General features: G+C 61.5%; 19 protein-coding genes. 9 read left to right on the top strand and 10 right to left on the bottom strand.

Translation table 11 applies throughout. The annotated features are described in order from the left end of the window. Positions 1-41 precede the first annotated feature (41 nt). From ABD050_RS12475 to ABD050_RS12465, 3 genes are read right to left on the bottom strand one after another with little or no spacing between them, the layout of a single operon-like run. Positions 42-1,316 carry an alanine racemase gene (locus tag ABD050_RS12475; protein ID WP_343889684.1) on the bottom strand — a complete coding sequence of 425 codons (1,275 nt, stop codon included), beginning with the start codon at positions 1,314-1,316 and terminating at the stop codon, positions 42-44. A gap of 55 nt (positions 1,317-1,371) precedes the next feature. Beyond that, complete coding sequence (locus ABD050_RS12470) at positions 1,372-3,477, bottom strand: malate synthase G (RefSeq protein ID WP_343889683.1); 2,106 nt, start codon at positions 3,475-3,477, stop codon at positions 1,372-1,374. 10 nt (positions 3,478-3,487) lie between these two features. Beyond that, positions 3,488-3,916 (bottom strand): GlcG/HbpS family heme-binding protein, encoded by a 429-nt coding sequence (locus ABD050_RS12465; RefSeq protein ID WP_343889777.1) that lies wholly within the window; start codon positions 3,914-3,916, stop codon positions 3,488-3,490. Between the two features lie 121 nt (positions 3,917-4,037). Between ABD050_RS12465 and ABD050_RS12460 the strand changes: the two genes are divergently transcribed. Then, positions 4,038-4,949, top strand: a complete 912-nt coding sequence (locus ABD050_RS12460) for a LysR family transcriptional regulator (protein WP_343889776.1) — start codon at positions 4,038-4,040, stop codon at positions 4,947-4,949. Between the two features lie 147 nt (positions 4,950-5,096). Here ABD050_RS12460 and ABD050_RS12455 read toward each other — a convergent pair whose 3' ends face one another. From ABD050_RS12455 to paaG, 7 genes are all read right to left on the bottom strand, one after another. After that, on the bottom strand, positions 5,097-5,468 hold the full coding sequence (locus ABD050_RS12455; RefSeq protein WP_343889682.1) for a hypothetical protein: 372 nt from the start codon (positions 5,466-5,468) through the stop codon (positions 5,097-5,099). Positions 5,469-5,696: 228 nt separating this feature from the next. Then, positions 5,697-7,274: an aldehyde dehydrogenase family protein gene (locus ABD050_RS12450; protein WP_343889681.1), complete on the bottom strand. Its 1,578-nt coding sequence runs from the start codon at positions 7,272-7,274 to the stop codon at positions 5,697-5,699. Then, on the bottom strand, positions 7,258-8,637 hold the full coding sequence (gene paaK / locus ABD050_RS12445) for a phenylacetate--CoA ligase PaaK (protein WP_343889680.1): 1,380 nt from the start codon (positions 8,635-8,637) through the stop codon (positions 7,258-7,260). Before paaK ends, ABD050_RS12450 begins: the two co-directional genes overlap by 17 nt. 187 nt (positions 8,638-8,824) lie before the next feature. Beyond that, complete coding sequence (locus ABD050_RS12440; protein ID WP_343889679.1) at positions 8,825-9,451, bottom strand: TetR/AcrR family transcriptional regulator; 627 nt, start codon at positions 9,449-9,451, stop codon at positions 8,825-8,827. Positions 9,452-9,538: 87 nt separating this feature from the next. Beyond that, entirely contained in the window at positions 9,539-9,847 is a 309-nt protein-coding gene (locus ABD050_RS12435; RefSeq protein ID WP_343889678.1) for an EthD family reductase, read from the bottom strand. After that, the gene (gene paaZ, locus ABD050_RS12430; protein ID WP_343889677.1) at positions 9,847-11,874 is read right to left on the bottom strand and encodes a phenylacetic acid degradation bifunctional protein PaaZ; all 2,028 of its coding nucleotides are present in this window, start codon (positions 11,872-11,874) and stop codon (positions 9,847-9,849) included. Before paaZ ends, ABD050_RS12435 begins: the two co-directional genes overlap by 1 nt. Before the next feature lie 20 nt (positions 11,875-11,894). Further along, positions 11,895-12,686 carry a 2-(1,2-epoxy-1,2-dihydrophenyl)acetyl-CoA isomerase PaaG gene (gene paaG, locus ABD050_RS12425; RefSeq protein WP_343889676.1) on the bottom strand — a complete coding sequence of 264 codons (792 nt, stop codon included), beginning with the start codon at positions 12,684-12,686 and terminating at the stop codon, positions 11,895-11,897. 163 nt (positions 12,687-12,849) lie between these two features. Between paaG and pcaF the strand changes: the two genes are divergently transcribed. From pcaF to ABD050_RS12385, 8 genes are all read left to right on the top strand, one after another. Then, complete coding sequence (pcaF, locus tag ABD050_RS12420) at positions 12,850-14,052, top strand: 3-oxoadipyl-CoA thiolase (protein ID WP_343889675.1); 1,203 nt, start codon at positions 12,850-12,852, stop codon at positions 14,050-14,052. A gap of 73 nt (positions 14,053-14,125) precedes the next feature. Further along, complete coding sequence (gene paaA, locus ABD050_RS12415) at positions 14,126-15,121, top strand: 1,2-phenylacetyl-CoA epoxidase subunit PaaA (RefSeq protein WP_343889674.1); 996 nt, start codon at positions 14,126-14,128, stop codon at positions 15,119-15,121. Positions 15,122-15,153: 32 nt separating this feature from the next. After that, complete coding sequence (gene paaB, locus ABD050_RS12410) at positions 15,154-15,438, top strand: 1,2-phenylacetyl-CoA epoxidase subunit PaaB (protein ID WP_343889673.1); 285 nt, start codon at positions 15,154-15,156, stop codon at positions 15,436-15,438. Beyond that, on the top strand, positions 15,438-16,196 hold the full coding sequence (gene paaC, locus ABD050_RS12405) for a 1,2-phenylacetyl-CoA epoxidase subunit PaaC (protein ID WP_343889672.1): 759 nt from the start codon (positions 15,438-15,440) through the stop codon (positions 16,194-16,196). The genes paaB and paaC overlap by 1 nt, the downstream gene beginning before the upstream one ends. Before the next feature lie 4 nt (positions 16,197-16,200). Further along, positions 16,201-16,698, top strand: coding sequence for a 1,2-phenylacetyl-CoA epoxidase subunit PaaD (gene paaD, locus ABD050_RS12400; RefSeq protein WP_343889671.1), 498 nt, complete (start codon positions 16,201-16,203; stop codon positions 16,696-16,698). A 14-nt stretch (positions 16,699-16,712) separates the two neighbouring features. Beyond that, a complete protein-coding gene (locus tag ABD050_RS12395; protein ID WP_343889670.1) occupies positions 16,713-17,795 on the top strand; it encodes a 2Fe-2S iron-sulfur cluster-binding protein in 1,083 nt (360 codons plus the stop codon). Between the two features lie 233 nt (positions 17,796-18,028). Further along, positions 18,029-18,535 (top strand): flavin reductase family protein, encoded by a 507-nt coding sequence (locus tag ABD050_RS12390; RefSeq protein ID WP_343889669.1) that lies wholly within the window; start codon positions 18,029-18,031, stop codon positions 18,533-18,535. Between the two features lie 288 nt (positions 18,536-18,823). Then, positions 18,824-19,198, top strand: a complete 375-nt coding sequence (locus ABD050_RS12385) for a nuclear transport factor 2 family protein (RefSeq protein ID WP_343889668.1) — start codon at positions 18,824-18,826, stop codon at positions 19,196-19,198. Positions 19,199-19,244: the final 46 nt, after the last annotated feature.

Genomic DNA, 19,244 nt, shown 5'->3' with positions numbered 1-19,244 from the left:
TGCGTTGCCATTGTCGGCCGGGCCTTTCGTCTGCTTCGATCTTAAAACATGGTGGTGATGAAGCTGGTCATCACGTAATCGTCATCCACGACAGGCAGCGCGCGCCATTTGTCAAAGGTCGTGCACGGATGGGAAATGCCGAAGCCGACCATGTCGCCGACCTCGAGGTCAGCCGACCCGACCATGCAGGCATGCTGATCGTATAATTTGGTGATGCTGAGCGTGCCCGTGAGAGGACGCGGCCGTGCGTCGACCAGGGGCCGATAATGCCAGATGGCGACCGGCAGATCAGCGTCAAAGCCGACGTCGCGTTTACCGAGACTGGCGATGGCCTCGCCCTGTTCCGGGACAGATTGGATCACGGCCCAGACCTCAAGCGCTGCGCGTGGTCCTGGTCCGATCAGGTCGATGTCCGGGCGCCGTTCCCGTATCGCCTCAAAGGCCCGAACATAGGTTCCGTGGTCATGAACGATATAGCATCCCGACCTCAGAATGATCCGTTGCCGGCCGGCAAGATCGACCCGCGTCAGCAGCTCCGCGCACAGATCGAACAGACTTGATCCACCACCCGTGAGCAGAATCTCGCCATCGGCAAAATGCCCCGCGGCATAGACCTCCGAAACTAGCTCCAGCATGCCTGAGAGCATGGCTCGTGCCTGATCGGGGCCGTCAGCGTCAGACGGGAAGATCCCTTCAAATATTTCGATGCCTCGCAGAGCCAGGACGTCCCGCTGTGTCACCACATAGGCGCTCAATGCGGCACCGGCAGAGATCGAACGCACGCCGGTTCGACCGCGCGCCGCCCCCATCTCGACGAGGACGTTCAAGGGCCGCGAAAGCTGGCGTCTGCGGGCCGCTGCCGCGAGCCGGTCGGTGCCTTCGATGGAATCGACCAGGCAAAAGAATTCGAACCCAGGATCTTTCTCCAACTCATCCAGGACCAGCGCGATGTCGCCGGGCGACACCAGCTGGTTCGCCAGCAGGATCCGGGTCACACCCCATTGCCGATAGACTCTGACATGATGCGCCGTCGCAGCGGTCATCCCCCAAACCCCCGCGTCCTTCTGCAGGGCGAAAAGCTCCGGGCTCATCGTGGTTTTCCCATGCGGGCAGATGTCGGCGCCGACCGCCTCCAGGAAAGCCCGCATCCACAGGATATTATGCCGGATTGCGCTATCCTTGAGGATCGCTACCGGCATGGGAAAATCGCCTTCCAGAAGGCTCGCCTGCCTGCCCGCAACCTCTGTTCGGGAAAGCCCATGAAGCGATGCCGGAAACCCTTTCAGGCGCCAGTCTATCGTGACAGCGTCATGCATAAATCACTGCTTCCTTATCATCAGACATCTGCCCGGGCACCGACCGCGGAGATTGCTATCCTCGATTGTGCAGGGCGGCCTCCTTCACTTCGGCGCGGAATCGATGAAGCAGCGGCTCGGTATAGCCATTCGGCTGCGAGCCCCCCTGGAATACCAGCGCTCGCGCCGCCTTCAAGGCGATGCTCTCGTCGCAGAGTGGGCGATACAGCGGGTCGCCGACATTCTGCGCATCAACCTTCCTTGCCATGCGGTCGAACGCAGCATCCACATCGGCTGCCGTGGCAACCCCGTGCAACAGCCAGTTCGCCATATGTTGCGACGAGATCCGCAGCGTCGCGCGATCCTCCATCAATCCGATATCGTCGATGTCGGGTACCTTCGAGCAGCCGATACCCTGGTCGATCCAGCGTACGACATAGCCAAGGATGCCTTGCGCATTGTTGTCGAGTTCGCGCGTTATCTCGTCGCGCGTCCAGTGCCTGCCGGATGCCAGCGATATGGTCAGCAACGCATCAAGCTCGGGTATCGCTTCGGACGCGATCGCGCGTTGCCGGTCGAATACATCGACCTGATGGTAATGCAGCGCATGCAACGTCGCCGCGGTCGGTGATGGCACCCAGGCGGTATTGGCGCCCGACAAGGGATGGCCGATTTTCTGGGCAAGCATGTCGGCCATCCGGTCGGGCGCCGCCCACATGCCCTTGCCGATCTGCGCTTTGCCAGACAGGCCACAGGCCAGGCCGATGCGGACATTACGATCTTCATAGGCCTTGATCCAGGCGCTGCCCTTCATCTCTGCCTTCGGGATCATGGCGCCTGCCTGCATGCTGGTGTGCAGTTCGTCGCCGGTGCGATCGAGAAAGCCTGTGTTGATGAAGGCGACCCGCTCTCGTACTGCCTCGATCGTGGCGGCCAGATTGGCTGAGGTGCGGCGCTCCTCGTCCATCACCCCGACCTTGATCGTATGGCGGGCGAGCCCCAGCAGATCTTCCACCGCGTCGAAAAGCCGGTCGGTGAAGCCAGCCTCGGCCGGCCCGTGCATCTTGGGCTTCACGATATAGACAGAACCAGTCCGGCTGTTGCGAAGAGGCCCGACACCCCTGAGGTCGTACAGCGCGATTGTGCTGGTCAGGATGGCATCGAGAATGCCCTCCGGCGCTTCCTCGCCCTGCAGCAGAACGGCCGGTGTAGTCATCAGATGGCCGACATTACGCACGAAGAGGATACTGCGGCCCGGAATGATCAGAGCCCCGCCGTTGGCGGCTTCATAGACGCGGTCGGGATTGAGGCGCCGCGTTATCGCGACCCCGCCCTTATCGAACGTCTCTTCCAGATCACCGCGCATCAAACCCAGCCAATTGGCATAGGCGGCTACCTTGTCTTCGGCATCCACGACGGCGACAGAGTCTTCCAGATCGACGATCGTTGACAGGGCCGCTTCCAGGAGCACGTCGGCAATACCGGCAGGATCGGCCTGGCCTGTGTGATGTTCGCGATCGACAACGACCTCGATATGAAGGCCATTATGCAGGAAGAGCCACGACTCGCCTGAACGGCCCACCAACTGAGCGGCATCAGCCAAAACTAGCTCGCCTCCTGCAAAATCTCTCCATGATCCGGCGGCGAGTGGCACGACCTCGTCCAGAAAAAATTTCGCCCGGTCGATCACCGCGGCGCCACGAACGGCGTCGTAGCCGCTGCCCGCCGGGACTCCCGGCAGGGCATCGGTGCCGTATAAAGCATCGTACAAGCTGCCCCAGCGCGCATTGGCCGCATTGAGGACGAAACGGGCATTGAGTACCGGCACCACCAGTTGCGGCCCGGCCATGGTCGCGATCTCGGCGTCGACATTCGTCGTTCCGATCACGAACGGCATCGGCTCAGGCACAAGATAGCCCAACTCGACCAGGAAAGCGCGATACTCGGCTGTGTCGATCGGCAGGTCACGGTGCGCGATATGCCAGGCATCGATCCTCGACTGGATGTCGTCCCGCCTACGCAGCAACTGGGCATTTTCCGGGCCGAAACGCGCGAAGATATTGGCGACGCCCTTCCACCACTCGTCCGGTTCAATGCCAAGTGCCGGCAGGACCAGCTTCTCGACGAACGCGACAAGCGGTGTCGCCACCTTCAGGCCCGCCCGGTCGATCATATCAGGCATATTGAATCTCTCACTTCTGGGGGAGTAGCCCGGCTGCGGCGATACCGGCCAGGACGCAAAGCTCATCATTTTCTGACGTATCGCCGGTGGCACCGACCGCCCCGATCGCGTGACCATCAGCATCGACGATGATCACCCCACCCGCGGCGGGTACCACGCCATTGGCGGAGATCGGTCCAAGCGATGCCACAAAGGTCGGTCGCTCTGCAGCCATCTCGGCGATCTTGCGGCTCGATACCCCGAGCGCCAACGCGCCGGACGCCTTGGCAGTGGCGATGTGTGGCCGCAGGGTAGAAGAATTGTCCTGCCGCTGGAAAGCGATCAGATGGCCCCCTGCATCGAGCACCGCAATGCTCAATGGCTTGCACCCTTGTTCGGCGCCTTGGCCAAAGGCTGCGGCGATAATGGCGTTGGCCTGTTCCAGCATGAGGCGGCTCATGAATGTCTCCGATCGTACCATGTTGAGCGAGTCGCTCATTCCTCTCCAGTGCTGGGTAGACCGGCCAGTATTTGCTCGGTAGACGATAAAAATCGAAGGCTCTTGTTCCTGTGGGGAATAAATCGTGGATCCCGATGTCGCCCTGTTCGCAGCAATCATTGAGGCGGGGAGTCTGAGCGCAGCTGGGCGCGCCCTCTGCATTTCGCCTGCAATGGTCTCCAAACGTTTGGCAAGATTGGAGGACCGTCTTGGCGTTCGCCTGGTCCATCGGACGACCCGTCGACTCGAACTGACCATCCGCGGGGAAAGATTTCACCGGGACGTGGTGGCAATACTGGCAAAGCTCCGCGAAGCCGAAGAGCGCGTCGCCGATCGCTTGACCGTGCCGGCAGGTCCGCTTCGAATTTCGGCTCCCACCTCCTTTGGCCGACTGCATATCGCGCCGAGGCTAAAGCCGTTTCTCGACCTTTATCCGGCGATCGAGCTCGAGATCGACTTGTCGGACGACTTTGTTGATCTTTTGGCCGGGGGTGGCGATGTGGCAATCCGCATTACCTCGCGGCTGGAGCCAGGGCTCGAGGCAGTTAGGCTCGCGGACAGCCAACGAATCCTATGCGCCGCGCCGCAATATCTGGCCCAACGCGGTATTCCCGCGAACGCTGCCGCGCTTGCAAACCATGATATTCTTGCGGCGTCCGGACAATTGCCCTGGCGGCTTCTCGGCCCGAGCGGGGATTTGATGATCAATGGTAAAAGCCATGTCCGCACCAATTCGAGCGAAGTCGTTCGGGAACTCACAGTGGCTGGGGTCGGCATCTCATTGCGGTCGCTCTGGGATATCAGCGAAGAACTCGTCGCCGGTAATCTTGTACGGGTACTACCCGAACTCCAGGGATCGGCCGATGTCGGTATATTTGCTGTGTACCCAAAAACGCCGATGAGACCCGCCAGCTTGAGCGCCCTTCTTGCCTATCTTGGTTCATTGTGGGGTGCCGTGCCGCCGTGGGAAATACCCGTTCTCTTCGTGGAATGAGCGCCCTCAGCGATCAACGACTCGTTTAAGCGCGACCTCGGATCAATGATCATAAATCAGATAGCTGCGGCATCATTGGCTCGACGCGTTTCGGGTAAACGGTGTGGCGGAAGCGGACGCGCACCCACCGTGGGTCTGAAGCAAGCTTCACAAAGCCCGCGCGATTGCCGAGTTGATTCGCTGCCATAGAAGGTCGGTTCCCTGAGCACGTCCGCGCGGGTGAACGGCGAAGGCGGCCGTTCTGTCTGCCCTTGTTGTACCGCCTTGACGGTTTCGAATCGAGTCCCACATTGGCCGGCCCAAACGTGCATGGAGTTCCTCCAGCAGCGTCCTGGTCCGGTCGAACAATGCCTGGATCTGGGCGGGCGTCGGCTCGGTCAGGTCGATCGGCTGGCGGATCAACAGTCCCAGCAAGGTCGAGAATTCGGTGCGGACCGTTCGCCCCGGCGCATAGGAGTCGGCCAAGGCCTGGCTGTCCATCTCGCCGTCGAAGGTCACATAATTGTCGCGCAGCGACATCCAGGCGAGCGCGTGGCTCACCTGGCCCCATCATCTTCATTCCGGGCTCGGCTACACGCACCCTGCACCAGCATCAGGGCCGCCCCTCCCGATCCGCACGACTACCCTCGGCGGGCGGGCGGGAGGGGTGTATCAATTCACGACCCTCACATTTCCACGCGCCGCGCCCACGCTTCTTTGAGCGATGCCTAATTGATTGTCCTAAGTCGAGTAGGGTGACCGCCAAGGTCAATGTGCGATACAAACCGACTTGAGCTCGGTATAGGCATCGAGCCAGTCCACGCCGAAGTCGCGTCCGACACCGGACTGCTTGAACCCGCCGAACGGCATGTTTGGATCGATGAACACATGAGAGTTCACCCACACCGTGCCGGCTTCGAGGCGTGGGGTAATGTTCATCGCTGTCGACAGATCTCGGGTCCACAAGCTTGCGCCAAGACCAAGATTACTGTCGTTGGCACGCGTGATCGCTTCTTCCGCATCGGCAACGCGTGCTACGCCCAAAATCGGTCCGAACACCTCCTCGCGAGTTAGTTTGAGGTGATCGCCGGGATCGAGCACCAGGGTCGGAGAAATATAATATCCTTCGGACGGCACGGCCGCGCCGGTGACCAGTGAAGCACCGGCTGAGCGGGCGTCATCAAGGTAGGCCTTGACCTTTGCCTGGTGGCCGGACGAGACGAGTGGATTGATTTGCGTTTCTGGGTCCAGCCCCGGGCCGACCTTCATTCCGCTGATGGCGCCCTGCAAGGCTCCCACCAGATCGTCATAGAGCGGAGCCTCGACATAGACTCGCGAGGCGGCTGCGCAGACCTGGCCCCCATTAAGAAATCCGCCGGCCATGAGACCAGGGATGACGGTGGCGAGATCTGCATCCTTCAGCACGATCGCAGGGTTCTTGCCGCCGAGCTCGAGGGTTACCCTGGTCAGATTGTCTATCGCTGCTCGACCGATCACCTTGCCGGTCGGCGTTGATCCAGTGAAGCTGATCTTCGCGACGAGCGGGTGAGAGGTGAGGGCCGCTCCCGCTCCCGCGCCGCTGCCCGTTATCACGTTGAAGACACCGGCGGGCACGCCGGCCTCAAGGGCAGTTTCGGCGAGCATTAGTGCGGTTAGCGGCGTCACTTCCGACGGTTTGAGAACTACGCTGCAGCCAGCAGCCAGCGCGGGCATCACCTTCCACAAGGCGATCATCATGGGGAAATTCCACGGCGCGATGCCAGCGACAACGCCGATAGGCTCCCGCCTCGTATATGTCGTCCAATGCTGTGGCCCCCCCGGAAGCGACGTGTCGAACGTGCGGCCGCTGATCTTGGTAGCAAGGCCGGCTGCGTATCGCATCCAATCGGAGGAGGCGCCGACCTCGAACATGCGCGAGATCGCGATCGATTTGCCCTGCTCGAGTGTCTCGAGTTGGGCATACACTTCACCCTTTTCGACGACCAAATCCGCGAACTTGAGTAGAACTCGCTCTCGGTCAGCTGGACGCATGTGCCGCCAGCGACCGTCGCGGAAAGCGGCGTCGGCCGAACGGACGGCACGGTCGACGTCTGTCGCGGTGGCATCGATGGCGGTGGCGATCACCCTACCTGACGACGGATCATAGACCGGCAGGGTCGCGGATCCATCACTGGCGACACGTTTCCCATCAATAATAATTGCGGGGTCTAGAGCGAGGAAGGCCGTGACCTGCGCTTCGAGTTTGAAAGGACCGTCATAGGTCATGCCGTATCTCTCCCAACTAATTTGCTGCTTGCCTGATGCGACGATTTTCTTCGTTTTGAGGCCCTCAGCAGAGGGCCGCATCGACAAGCTCTTTCGGGCGCAAGTCGCGGACGCGCACCGCCTTACCCGAAGATCGTTCGACCGATCCGGGCGCGCAGAGCGTGACCGTCGCGCTGATACCTATCGCAGTTTTGATGTAACCCGCGAGCCGCTTGGCGGCAGCGGCGTGTTCGTCCTCCGCCAGATCGGACTTTGCTTCGACCCGTATCGTGACCTCATCCATGCGGTGCGGCCGCACGATCTCCATCTGGTAATGAGGGCTAAGTCCCTCGCAACGCAGCAATTGCTCTTCGATCTGAGTCGGGAAGACGTTCACGCCGCGAATGATCAGCATGTCGTCCGACCGGCCCGTGATACGGCCGAGACGACGGAACGGCGACCTGGTGCCGGGAAGGAGGCAGGTGAGGTCGCGCGTCCGGTAACGGATGACTGGCATCGCCTGCTTGGTCAGCGAAGTGAACACCAGTTCGCCATAGCTCCCGTCGGGAAGCACTTCGCAGGTCGAAGGGTCGATGATCTCGGCGAGGAAGTGGTCCTCCCATATCGTCGGACCATTCTTGTCGGCGGCATATTCCGACGCGACGCCCGGGCCCATCACCTCGGACAAGCCGTAGATATCGACGGCCTGGATGTTGAACGCGGTCTCGATCTCGGTTCGCATCGCGTCGGTCCACGGCTCGGCGCCGAACACACCGATTTTGAGCGAGGTCGAGCGTGGATCGACGTCCTTGCGCCGAAATTCGTCGAGGATGGTCAGCATGTAGCTTGGCGTGACCATGATGATATCGGGCTCGAAATCGAGTATCAGCTGAACCTGTTTTTCGGTCTGTCCTCCCGACATCGGGATGACGGTGTAGCCGGAGCTTTCCGCCCCGAAATGTGCTCCGAGGCCGCCAGTGAAGAGGCCATAGCCATAGGCGATGTGGACCTTCATGCCGGGGCGGCCGCCTGCGACTTGCAGCGATCGCCCGATGAGCGTCGCCCAGTTCGCCAGATCTTCTTGGGTGTAGCCGACGACAGTCGGCTTCCCAGTCGTGCCGGATGACGCATGAATTCGCGCAACCTCGTTCATTGGAACACTGAAGAAGCCAAACGGGTAATTGGTGCGCAGATCCGACTTTGTCGTGAAAGGGAATTTCGACAGGTCGGAAAGGCAGCTCAGGTCGTTTGGGCGTACCCCCATCTCATTGAAGGTACGACGGTAGTGCGGGTTGTTGTCATAAGCATGTTGGAGCGTGGTGCGCAGACGTTCGAACTGAATCTCGGCCAACGAGTGCCCGCCCAAATCGAGCCCAAGCAGGGGCGGGAAGGCCAAAACCAATTCCGTGGTCGACACTAAAGCCTCTCCTGTATGCACCTCGAGATCGCCGTTCTTGTCCGACACGCATCACGGCGGTCGTCGACGGTTTTTCAAGGCGTCTCATGTCCGTTTCGGCCAAGCGACCGGCCGTGTGCTCTCCTCAGCTCTGGGTTCCAGAGCCGGAAATCTCACCGAACTTATAATTTACCGTCCAGACGGTCAATTGATTTTCCGAGGATTCCCGTCAGGCCGCTGAGGCCCTGCGCCAAGCCTAAATCTTCGGCGTCTTTTGTTTCTTCCGGGTACCCTGCGGAGCGAGGCCGGCGAGGAACATCTCGGCGGCCATCATCGCAATCTCGGAACCTCGGATCGGCCCGTTCTGATCGAACCAAGTATGCGTGAAGTTGAGCATGCCAAAGAACATCATCACGAGCGCGCGCCGCCGCGGCTTGTCCCCCGAAAGGTCGCTCCGCACCTCCAGAAGGAGGCGGTCCATGACGTCAAGCAACTGCCGCTGATGATCGATGATGATCGCGCGACGCTCCGCGGGGAGGTTGCCGAGCTCATTGAGCAATACCTTCTGGTTCGCCTCCGCGCCGGCATATAGTCTCATCAGCGCAAGTGCGATCGATCGGATCCGGGCATCGGCGGGGTTATTGCCAGTTTCTATCGCCCGGGCGGCCTCGACCAGACTCTGTACGTGGGAGTCCATCACGTCAAAGAGGATGTCCTCCTTCGACGGATAATAGTGATAGATCAGGGATTTTGAGGTTTTACAGGCGGCGGCGATCTCCGCCATGGACGCGCCCAGAAAGCCTCGCGCCGCATAAAGCTTCGCTGCCGTCGCCACGATCGCTTCACGTCGCTGCTCAAAGTCTGCCGCCTGTGTTCTCGCCATTGCCCTGATCGCGTTCTTTCTGAGATCCGGGTTCAGTAGGCTAATGCGCGCGGAACTTCCATCCGCGCGCGTCAGGTAGCCAATTGATCAGCCTTGCTCGCTGACCGCCAGAATTTTGAATTTCCCCTTGGCAAACGCCATCGCGTCCTTGCCCGCCGCGCGATTTTCAGGAGACGCCATTGCGAGATCAAAGGCCGCCTGGTTGCCAAAATGGAGCTCCGTGATAACGAAATAGGGGGATGACCCTCCCAGCAAGTTCGCATCGACTCGATTGATGACAGCCTTCTGCAAGCCGGGGATGGAACGGGCGATCGGCATATGAACGGTTTCATAGTGCGCGAGCCATGCGGCTTCGTCCTCGGGCTGGTCGTACAGGATGAGTAATTTGTTTGGCATCAGCCTTGGTCCTCATTGGCGTTCATTGTGAGCAGTTCGTAGGTGGCCACGGTTTCGCCGTCCTGATTTGTCACCAAGGCATCCCAGCGGACCTCGCCATATTCCTCATTCCGGCGGCTTTTCGATTTCGCGGTCAATCGGACTTGAATCGCATCGCCCGGCGACACCGGCTTCACGAAGCGCAGATTGTCGAGACCGGTATTGGCAAGGACCGGGCCTGGCGCCGGATCGACGAATAGACCGGCAGCGAACGACAGGATCAGATAGCCATGCGCAACCCGACCCGGGAAGAAGGGATTCGCAGCGGCGGCATCTTCGTCCATGTGGGCATAGAAGGTGTCGCCGGTGAAGTGAGCGAAATGCTCGATGTCGTCGAGCGTGATCGTCCGCGGTGCCGAGGTGAACGACTTGCCGATTTCAAGAGTGTCGAATCCCAGACGGAAGGGATGGGGCGCCCCGTCAATCGTCGGTGCGCCTACAATCCAGCGATGTCCCACCGACGCCAGCATGCGCGGCGAACCCTGCAATGCACTCCGCTGCATGTAGTGATGGACGCCGCGAATTCCGCCCAGCTCCTCACCGCCGCCGGCGCGCCCGGGGCCACCATGAACGAGGCCCGGCAGCGGTGAGCCATGACCGGTCGATTCCCGCGCGCAGTCGCGATCCACAATCAGCACCCGACCGTGATAGGCGGCGGCGCCCGTCACCACCGCGCTGGCGACGGCAGGATCATAGGTGAAGACCGACATGACCAGCGACCCCTGTCCACGATTGCAAAGGGCGATCGCATCCGGAAGGTCGGCATAAGGCATCAGCGTCGAGACTGGGCCAAACGCCTCCTTGTCATGGACGTTTTCGCTCGCCCACGGCGCATCGCAGCGCAACAGCACCGGCGACATAAAGGCGCCATTCTCGGCCGGCGGCGTGTCCGGATCGCCGAACACGATTCTGGCTTCCTTAGCGAGCTCGGCGATCGTTGCGCGGACGTCGCGCAATTGCCGTTCGCTGACCAGCGCGCCCATGGTGACGCCTTCGACGGAAGGGTCACCGACCACCACCTTGGCAAGGCGCGCGGCAATTGCCTGCTCGACGGCATCGATCAGGGAAGCGGGCACGAAGGTGCGGCGGATCGCTGTACACTTCTGCCCCGCCTTGGTGGTCATCTCGCGGATGACCTCTTTCACGAACAGGTCGAACTCGGGGCTTTCCGGCGTGCAGTCGGGGCCGAGCAACGTGGCATTGAGGCTGTCGCGCTCGGCGATGAACCGGACGCTTTCCCGTGCGATGACGGGGTGTGATTGAAGCTTTTGCGCGGTGGCGGCAGAGCCCGTGAACGAGACGACGTCCTGACAGGTCAGGTGATCGAACAGATCGCCCACCGAACCGACGATGAGCTGAAGGGCGCCGTCCGGAAGAAGTCCCGTGTCGAGCATGATGCGGACACAGGCTTCGGTCACATAGGCGGTCGAGGATGCCGGCTTCACGATCGCGGGGACGCCGGCAAGGAACGCCGGCCCCAGCTTCTCCAGCATTCCCCAGCACGGGAAATTGAACGCGTTGATGTGGATCGCGACGCCGTGAAGCGATGAGAAGATATGTTGACCGACGAAGGTTCCGCGTTTCGAAAGGGGCTCGATCGGGCCATCGAGCAACACCGTATCGTTAGGCAGCTCGCGACGGCCCTTTGACGCATAGGCGAACAACGTACCGGCCCCGCCCTCGATATCGATCCAGCCGTCGGTGCGGGTCGCCCCGGTGTGGGCGGAAAGCGCGTACAGCTCCTCCTTGCGGGCGATGATCGCTTCGGCGAGACCCTTCAGCATTCGTGCCCTGTCGTGGAAGGTCATTGCGCGGAGCGCCGGCCCTCCGGCGCTGCGCGCATATGCCGCCATCCGGGCGAAATCGACGCCGCTCGAGCCGAGTTCCGCAACCGTCTGTCCGGTAACCGCCGACTGTACGGCATCTACCCCGTCCCTTGCCTCGAACCAGCTGCCAGATACGAAATTCATGAGTTTGATTGGCTTCATCGGATTTTCTCCAGATCTCGTCAGCGGCCGACAAAGGCCGGAGTGCGCTTGGCGAGGAAGGCAGAGACACCTTCCTGGTAATCATAGGTACGGCCCAGTGCTCGCATCGTGTCGCGCTGGATATCGAGTTCGGTATCAAGGCTGTTGAGCCAGCTCTCGCGAATGAGCTTTTTGGTCGCGGCGAGGCCAGCGGTCGGCGCTGTCGCGAATTTCGAGACCAGGGCCTCGGCCGCACCCGCCAGCTCCGCATCGTCGACGACCTTCCAGATCAGGCCCCATTCTGCCGCCCGCTCGGCGGGCACCGGTTCGCCCGTCAGGGCCATTCCCAGCGCGCGCGCCTGCCCGACGAGCCGAGGCAGGATCCAGCTGCCCCCGCTGTCGGGGATGAGCCCAATATTAGCGAAGGATTGGATGAACTTTGCTGATCGCGCGGCAATGACGATGTCGCAGGCAAGGGCGATGTTCGCGCCGGCCCCGGCGGCAACGCCGTTGACCGCGCAAACCACCGGCAGGGGCAGCGCGACGAGCCTGCGTACGAGCGGATTGTAGAAGCGTTCGACCGAATCGCCGAGGTCAACCGGAGCGGATCCCGGCGCCACCGTCCGGTCCGCCAGATCTTGGCCCGCGCAGAAACCGCGACCGGTCCCGGTGACGAGCAAGGTCCGTACGCTCGGATCGGTTTCGACCCGGCCGAGGGCATCCGCGACTTCCCCGTGCATGGCAGCCGTGAAGCTGTTGAGGCGATCGGGCCGATCAAAGGTGAGCCGTGCAATGCCGTCGGCAATCCCGAATTGGATGCACTCATACATCATTTTCTGTCTCTCCTTGCGGCGGCGTCGCCTGCGACCTATAACAGATCGACCGGACGGTCAATTAATTGAGGTGGCAACATGGCTGCGGGCGAAGGCATTCTCGCGCACGCTGTCGCAGTTTCCAGCGAATCCGTGGGGTCGATATTGCTTGGAGAAATATGCAATGGCTGAGGCTTTCATCTGCGACGCCGCTCGGACTCCCATTGGCCGGTACGGCGGCGCCTTAGCCGAGGTCAGGGCCGACGACCTTGCCGCAATTCCGATTCGCGCACTCAAGGATCGCAATCCCCACGTCGATTGGTCGAAGATCGATGACACCGTGCTGGGCTGCGCCAATCAGGCTGGCGAGGACAATCGCGACGTCGCGCGCATGGCGGTGCTGCTGGCAGGCCTGGGAGACAGTGTGCCGGGTACGACCCTCAATCGCTTGTGCGGGTCGGGTATGGATGCCGTCGGCACCGCAGCTCGCGCCATCAAGGCAGGGGAGGCGCACCTCTATCTGGCAGGGGGCGTCGAAAGCATGACCCGCGCCCCCTTTGTAATGGGCAAAGCCGGTTCCGCCTTCGCGCGCACTGCCGAGGTGTTCGACACGACGATCGGTTGGCGCTTCGTCAACAAGACACTGAAAGCTGCGTACGGTATCGATTCGATGCCTGAGACAGCCGAGAATGTAGCGAAGGATTTTCAAGTCTCGCGCGCTGATCAGGACGCCTTCGCTGTGCGCAGTCAGGCGCGCGCGGCGAAGGCGCAGGCGGGTGGCCGCTTTGATGCGGAGATAGTGCCGGTATCGATTCCCCAACGGAAGGGTGATTCGGTCGTCGTCGACCACGACGAGCACCCCCGGTCGACATCTATCGAGGCGCTCTCCAAGCTCAAGCCTATCGTGCGACCCGATGGTACGGTGACGGCGGGCAATGCGTCGGGAGTCAATGACGGTGCGGCGGCGCTACTGGTCGCATCCGAAGAGGGTGCACGGATTCACGGATTGACGCCACGCGCGCGGGTCGTCGCGACGGCCGTCGTCGGCGTCCCGCCACGTATCATGGGCTATGGCCCCGCGCCCGCTACCCGCGCGGTCCTGCACAAGGCCGGGTTGAAGCTCGGCGACATCGACCTGATTGAGCTCAACGAGGCTTTTGCGTCTCAGGGCCTTGCGGTGTTGCGCGACCTTGGTCTTCCGGATGATGGCGATTTCATTAATCCCAACGGCGGCGCGATCGCGCTGGGTCACCCGCTTGGGATGTCCGGCGCTCGGCTGATCCTGACAGCGACCGAGGAACTGCATCGAACCGGCAAACGCTATGCTTTGTGCACGATGTGCATCGGCGTTGGACAGGGCATTGCAACGATCATCGAGCGCGTGTGACGAGACGAGTGTTATAATTGACCGTCCGGTCGGACAATGTTACGCAGCGCCAAGAGTTGGAAAGGATCGCATCATGTACGTCCAGGAGGTGAGGGCCACTTCGCTCGATGGTCGCCCAGGACCATTGGTGATCGAGGACGCCGATCGTCTGGCAGCGTTCGAGGCGCGGGTGGCCGCGGACGAGTTCATAGAGCCGAAGGACTGGATGCCGGAAGCTTATCGGAAGACGCTGGTCCGCCAGATTTCGCAGCATGCTCATTCGGAGATCGTCGGCATGCTTCCCGAGGGGAACTGGATTTCGCGCGCGCCGACGTTGCGGCGCAAGGCGATCCTGCTCGCAAAGGTGCAGGATGAGGCCGGGCACGGGCTGTATCTTTACTGCGCGGCCGAAACGCTGGGTACATCGCGCGACGAGATGACGCAGGCGTTGCTCGAGGGGCGGGCCAAATACTCAACGATCTTCAACTATCCAACCCTCACCTGGGCGGACATCGCCGCGATCGGTTGGCTGGTAGACGGCGCGGCGATCATGAACCAAGTGCCTCTGCAACGTGCGTCCTACGGGCCCTATGCCCGCGCCATGGTCAAGGTCTGCAAGGAGGAGAGCTTTCACCAGCGCCAAGGTTATGAGGCGATGATGGCGCTTGCCGCGGGCACGCCCGAGCAGAAGGCGATGGCGCAGGATGCGCTCGACCGTTGGTGGTGGCCATCACTGATGATGTTTGGACCGCCCGACGATCAATCGCCCAATTCTGAGCAATCGATGCGTTGGCGGATCAAGCGTGAGAGCAACGACGCGCTGCGGCAGAAGTTTGTCGACATGACAGTGCCTCAAGCCGAACTGATTGGGCTCTCACTTTCCGACGCCGATCTCAAGTGGAACAAGGAGAAGGGCGGCTACGACTTCGGCACGCCTGACTGGGACGAGTTCTTCGCGGTGGTGCGCGGCGAGGGTCCTGTTGCCAGGGAGCGGATGAAGGCCCGCCGCGATGCGTGGGAAAGCGGCGCGTGGGTGCGCGCCGCCGCCATGGCCCATGCCGACAAGCGCGCAGCTCGGTTTGCCGCCTGACCGCTGTCGATAAGATCATTGAGGAAACTGTAATGAGCCGGGAATTGCCGCTCTGGGAAGTGTTCGTTCGCGCAAAGCACGGCCTGTCGCATCGCCATGTTGGGAGTGTGCATGCCGCTGACGCGCGGATGGCGATCGATAGCGCACGCGACGTATATACTCGGCGCATGGAAGGTATCAGTCTGTGGGTGGTGCCATCGGCATCCATCACAGCGTCCGATCCGGGTGAGGCGGCCGAGCTGTTCGCGCCGGCCGAGAACAAGGTCTATCGCCACCCGACCTTCTATGAAGTCCCTGACAGCGTGAAGCACATGTGATGGACAAGGCGCTCAGTCAGAAGCATGTCGAAGCCGTCACGGCGTTGGGCGACGATGCGCTGATCCTCGGCCAGCGGCTCGGGGAATGGTGCGGTCATGCGCCTACCCTCGAGCTGGACCTCAGCCTCGCAAATCTGGGTCTCGACCTGATCGGCCAAGCGCAGTTCTTCCTCGGTTATGCCGGCGAGCTCGGTGGGCAGGGTCACGATGCGGACGCGCTGGCCTATCGCCGCGATGTCTATTCCTTCCGCAACTGTTTGCTGGTCGAGCAGCCTAATGGCGACTTTGGCCAGACGATCGCACGACAATTCCTGTTCTCGACGTGGCAGAAGTTGCTGTTCGAGGAGATGGTATCACTGTCAGACCCTCGTCTTACCGCGATCGCGGAAAAGGCGGTCAAGGAGATCGGCTATCATGCGCGCTTTGCCGCCGATTGGGTGGTGCGCCTGGGCGACGGAACCGCAGAAAGCCGACAGCGCATGATTGCGGGTCTTGCCTGGTGCTGGCGCTTCGTGGACGAGTTGTTCGACCCGGCCGATGCGGATCTGGTCGCGGCGCGTCTGGTCGTCAATCCTGCGATCTTGCGGGAGGTCTGGAACGAGAAGGTTCAATCCGTTCTCGACGATGCCGGTCTCGACCGTCCCGCCGCTGGCCGAGGTATCACCGGGGGGCGTCGTGGTCGGCATAGCGAGCATCTCGGCCATCTCCTCTCGGAGATGCAGTTCCTTCAGCGTGCCTATCCTGGCGCGAGCTGGTGAGACCATGGCGACGATCGCATCAGACCTTTCCGACCGGATAATCGAAATCCTCGGCATGGTCCCCGACCCGGAGATTCCGGCCGTGAGCCTGGTCGATCTTGGGATCGTGCGCGGTGTCGAGCACGATAACTGCGGGGCCGTCCGGGTCCTCCTCACACCGACCTATACCGGCTGCCCGGCAACACTTGTCATCGAGAGAAGCGTTCGTGCGGCGCTCGATCGCGCTGGCTTGAGCGATGTGGCGATCCAGTCGCGATTGTCGCCACCCTGGACCACCGACTGGATCACCGAGGAAGGCCGTGAGAAGCTTCAGGCTTATGGGATAGCGCCGCCGGAGCGCGGTGATGGCAAAGGCATGCTCAAAAGCGAAGTGCCGGCAATCTGTCCGCAGTGCGGTTCTGTGCAGACGCAGGAGGTCAGCCGTTTCGGCTCGACGCCTTGCAAGGCGCTGTGGCGCTGCCTCGACTGCCGCGAGCCCTTTGACCGCTTCAAATGCATCTAGGATCTTCTCAGCCCATGTCAGCCAAGAACGATTTTCACCGCCTGCGCGTAGCGCAGGTGCGGCGCGAGACGAGCGACGCGGTCTCGATTCTGTTCGACGTTCCAAATGACCTGGCCGATCGCTTCGTCTTTAGGCCAGGCCAATATCTGACATTGCGCACCGACATCGCGGGTGAGGACGTCCGGCGAAACTATTCGATCTGCGCATCGCCGCTGGACGGCGAGTTGCGCGTCGTGGTGAAGATGCTCGCCGGCGGCACCTTCTCGACCTTTGCAAACGAGACGCTCAAGGTCGGCGACGAGATCGAGGTGTTGCCGGCGGCGGGACATTTTACGGCGCTGTTCACGCCGGATGCCGCTCGACACTACGCCGCTTTCGCTGCTGGATCGGGGATCACCCCTATTCTGTCGCTAATCAAGACCGCGTTGATGACCGAGCCGGAAAGCCGGTTCACGCTCTTCTATGGTAACCGAATGAGTGGTCGGGTGTTGTTTCTGGAAGAGCTGTACGCGATTAAGAACCGCTACATGGGCCGTCTCGAGGTCTTCCATTTCCTCACGATGGAAGAGGAGGATGTGGACCTGTTCAACGGTCGCCTCGACCGCGCTAAATGCGATCGGATCCTGGCGAGTCTGATCGATCCTGCCGAGGTCGATATCTTTTTCGCCTGCGGTCCCGAAGGAATGATGGAGGCGGCCGAGCAGGCGCTGCTGGCGCGCGGCGTGCCCGAGGACAGAATTTTGCTCGAGCGCTTCTCGAGCGCCGGATCGAGTACCGTCCTTGATGAAATCGCGAGTGCCCGCGCCGCCGCCGCCGCTGGCCGAAATATGGCGGTCGTGCTCGACGGGCGGAAATTCACTGTGCCCTTTGATGCCGATCAGGGCAACATTCTCGATAGCGTTCGCAAGCTCGGCGTGCCGGCACCCTATGCGTGCAAGGGCGGTGTCTGCGCAACTTGCCGGGCAAAGGTCGTGACGGGCAAGGTGGACATGCGTCTCAACTATGGGCTCACCAAGGATGAGTTAGCACAGGGTTATGTCCTGACCTGTCAGGCAACGCCGTCGAGCGACGACGTGACCATAAGCTACGACGCATGACTGGCGCGATCCGGCCCATCGGATCCTACGTGGACCAGCCGCCTGCGGTTCGCGCGGCATGGGCGCTGTGCTGATCGAGTTGAGCGATAGCCGCGTCGCTAGGGGTGATGCGGTGGCGACGTGACGGAACAGTGCGGTTTTCGAGTGGATCGGCAATGCCGCAGATGCCTCGCTCGACCATGCCGCGAAGAGATCTGACAAGCTGTCGAAAACTGACGAAGATGGAGAGCTGAATGGCTGAGGCTGACTATCCCGCAGACACCGAGGGTCTTACCGACGCGTTCAAACGTGCGATGCGCCGCCTCGCATCGACGGTCAGCATCATAACGTGCGGCGATCGCCACGCGCCGTTCGGGATGACGGCCACAGCCGTCACATCACTCTCAACAAACCCGCCATCATTGCTCACCTGCGTCAACCAGAGCGCAAGCATCCACGATGCGCTGGGTATAGGCTCCAGCTTCTGTGTGAATTTGCTCGGTGGCGATCACGGGGAGCTAGCTGCGATTTTTGGCGGCCAGCAGGCGCTGGAGGAACGTTTCAAATTCGGCTCCTGGGATCTGCAGGGTCTGCCGAGGTTGATCGGTGCACAGGCAAGTGTGGAATGCAGCGTCGACAGAGTTGTGGCGTATCATTCGCATTCGATCATCATCGGCCGAGTGCGGGCCGTCCACTTGGGCGACTGCATCTCTCCTCTGATCTACGGGGACGGGCGGTTGCATTCGATCACGGAGCTATAAGGGGTCGGTACATAGAACGGGCAGAGAGACGCCTTGCTGGGTCGCCGGCCCGTTATGCCAATCGCAGCGGGCGTGGCGGATTCCGAGCCCGATGCCGCCAACGCGGACTTTTCAACTGACCGGCGCGCCGAGCGGATACACGGGTTGCAGGAGAATCCGCATGAATCCTGTCAGGCGCTCACCCGCACGCTCTGATAGTGTTGACCGCGCTGCCGGGCTGCTACCAGACGCCCCGCTCCGCAAGCATCCGGCGACACCGAAGCGACCATCAGCAAGGCTGCAACTCCGATGACGTTACTTGAGCAGTATATCGCCGGTTGGCGCGCGCACGACACGAATGCGATTCTCGCAACGCTCACTCCGGATTGCGTCGTCGCCGAGAGCTTTGGACCGGTCTACCGCGGCCACGCTTGGGTGAAACGCTGGTTTGCGGCGTGGTTCGCCGAGAAGGGCCGCGTCATCGACTGGACAATCCACGATTTGCAGTCGTTGCGTGATGTAGAGATCGCAGAATGGACATTCCACTACACATGGTGCGGCGCAGAGAAGAGCTTCGACGGTGCGACCATCGCAAAGCTGCACGAGGGCAGAGTCTCGTCTCTGCGCGAGTATGCCACAATCACCCCGCTCTATGATTGGCGGGGTGAATGGCAGCCATTTTAGACGCCCCGCGCCGAACGTCGAATCCCACCGAATGACTTCACCTTTC

This window comes from Sphingomonas oligophenolica (genome assembly GCF_039522915.1).
Lineage (GTDB): Bacteria > Pseudomonadota > Alphaproteobacteria > Sphingomonadales > Sphingomonadaceae > Sphingomonas > Sphingomonas oligophenolica.
This window is presented reverse-complemented; position numbering and strand designations above follow the sequence as displayed.

Coding starts and splice junctions, on each gene's coding strand:
- ABD050_RS12390 (WP_343889669.1), top strand. CDS start 18,029: ATGGCTGAGGCTGACTATCCCGCAGACACCGAGGGTCTTACCGACGCG.
- ABD050_RS12385 (WP_343889668.1), top strand. CDS start 18,824: ATGACGTTACTTGAGCAGTATATCGCCGGTTGGCGCGCGCACGACACG.
- ABD050_RS12475 (WP_343889684.1), bottom strand. CDS start 1,316: ATGCATGACGCTGTCACGATAGACTGGCGCCTGAAAGGGTTTCCGGCA.
- paaZ (WP_343889677.1), bottom strand. CDS start 11,874: ATGAAGCCAATCAAACTCATGAATTTCGTATCTGGCAGCTGGTTCGAG.
- ABD050_RS12450 (WP_343889681.1), bottom strand. CDS start 7,274: ATGCGGCCCTCTGCTGAGGGCCTCAAAACGAAGAAAATCGTCGCATCA.
- paaA (WP_343889674.1), top strand. CDS start 14,126: ATGTACGTCCAGGAGGTGAGGGCCACTTCGCTCGATGGTCGCCCAGGA.
- ABD050_RS12435 (WP_343889678.1), bottom strand. CDS start 9,847: ATGCCAAACAAATTACTCATCCTGTACGACCAGCCCGAGGACGAAGCC.
- paaB (WP_343889673.1), top strand. CDS start 15,154: ATGAGCCGGGAATTGCCGCTCTGGGAAGTGTTCGTTCGCGCAAAGCAC.
- paaD (WP_343889671.1), top strand. CDS start 16,201: ATGGCGACGATCGCATCAGACCTTTCCGACCGGATAATCGAAATCCTC.
- ABD050_RS12465 (WP_343889777.1), bottom strand. CDS start 3,916: ATGAGCCGCCTCATGCTGGAACAGGCCAACGCCATTATCGCCGCAGCC.
- paaG (WP_343889676.1), bottom strand. CDS start 12,686: ATGATGTATGAGTGCATCCAATTCGGGATTGCCGACGGCATTGCACGG.
- ABD050_RS12455 (WP_343889682.1), bottom strand. CDS start 5,468: ATGTCGCTGCGCGACAATTATGTGACCTTCGACGGCGAGATGGACAGC.
- pcaF (WP_343889675.1), top strand. CDS start 12,850: ATGGCTGAGGCTTTCATCTGCGACGCCGCTCGGACTCCCATTGGCCGG.
- ABD050_RS12470 (WP_343889683.1), bottom strand. CDS start 3,477: ATGCCTGATATGATCGACCGGGCGGGCCTGAAGGTGGCGACACCGCTT.
- paaC (WP_343889672.1), top strand. CDS start 15,438: ATGGACAAGGCGCTCAGTCAGAAGCATGTCGAAGCCGTCACGGCGTTG.
- ABD050_RS12440 (WP_343889679.1), bottom strand. CDS start 9,451: ATGGCGAGAACACAGGCGGCAGACTTTGAGCAGCGACGTGAAGCGATC.
- ABD050_RS12395 (WP_343889670.1), top strand. CDS start 16,713: ATGTCAGCCAAGAACGATTTTCACCGCCTGCGCGTAGCGCAGGTGCGG.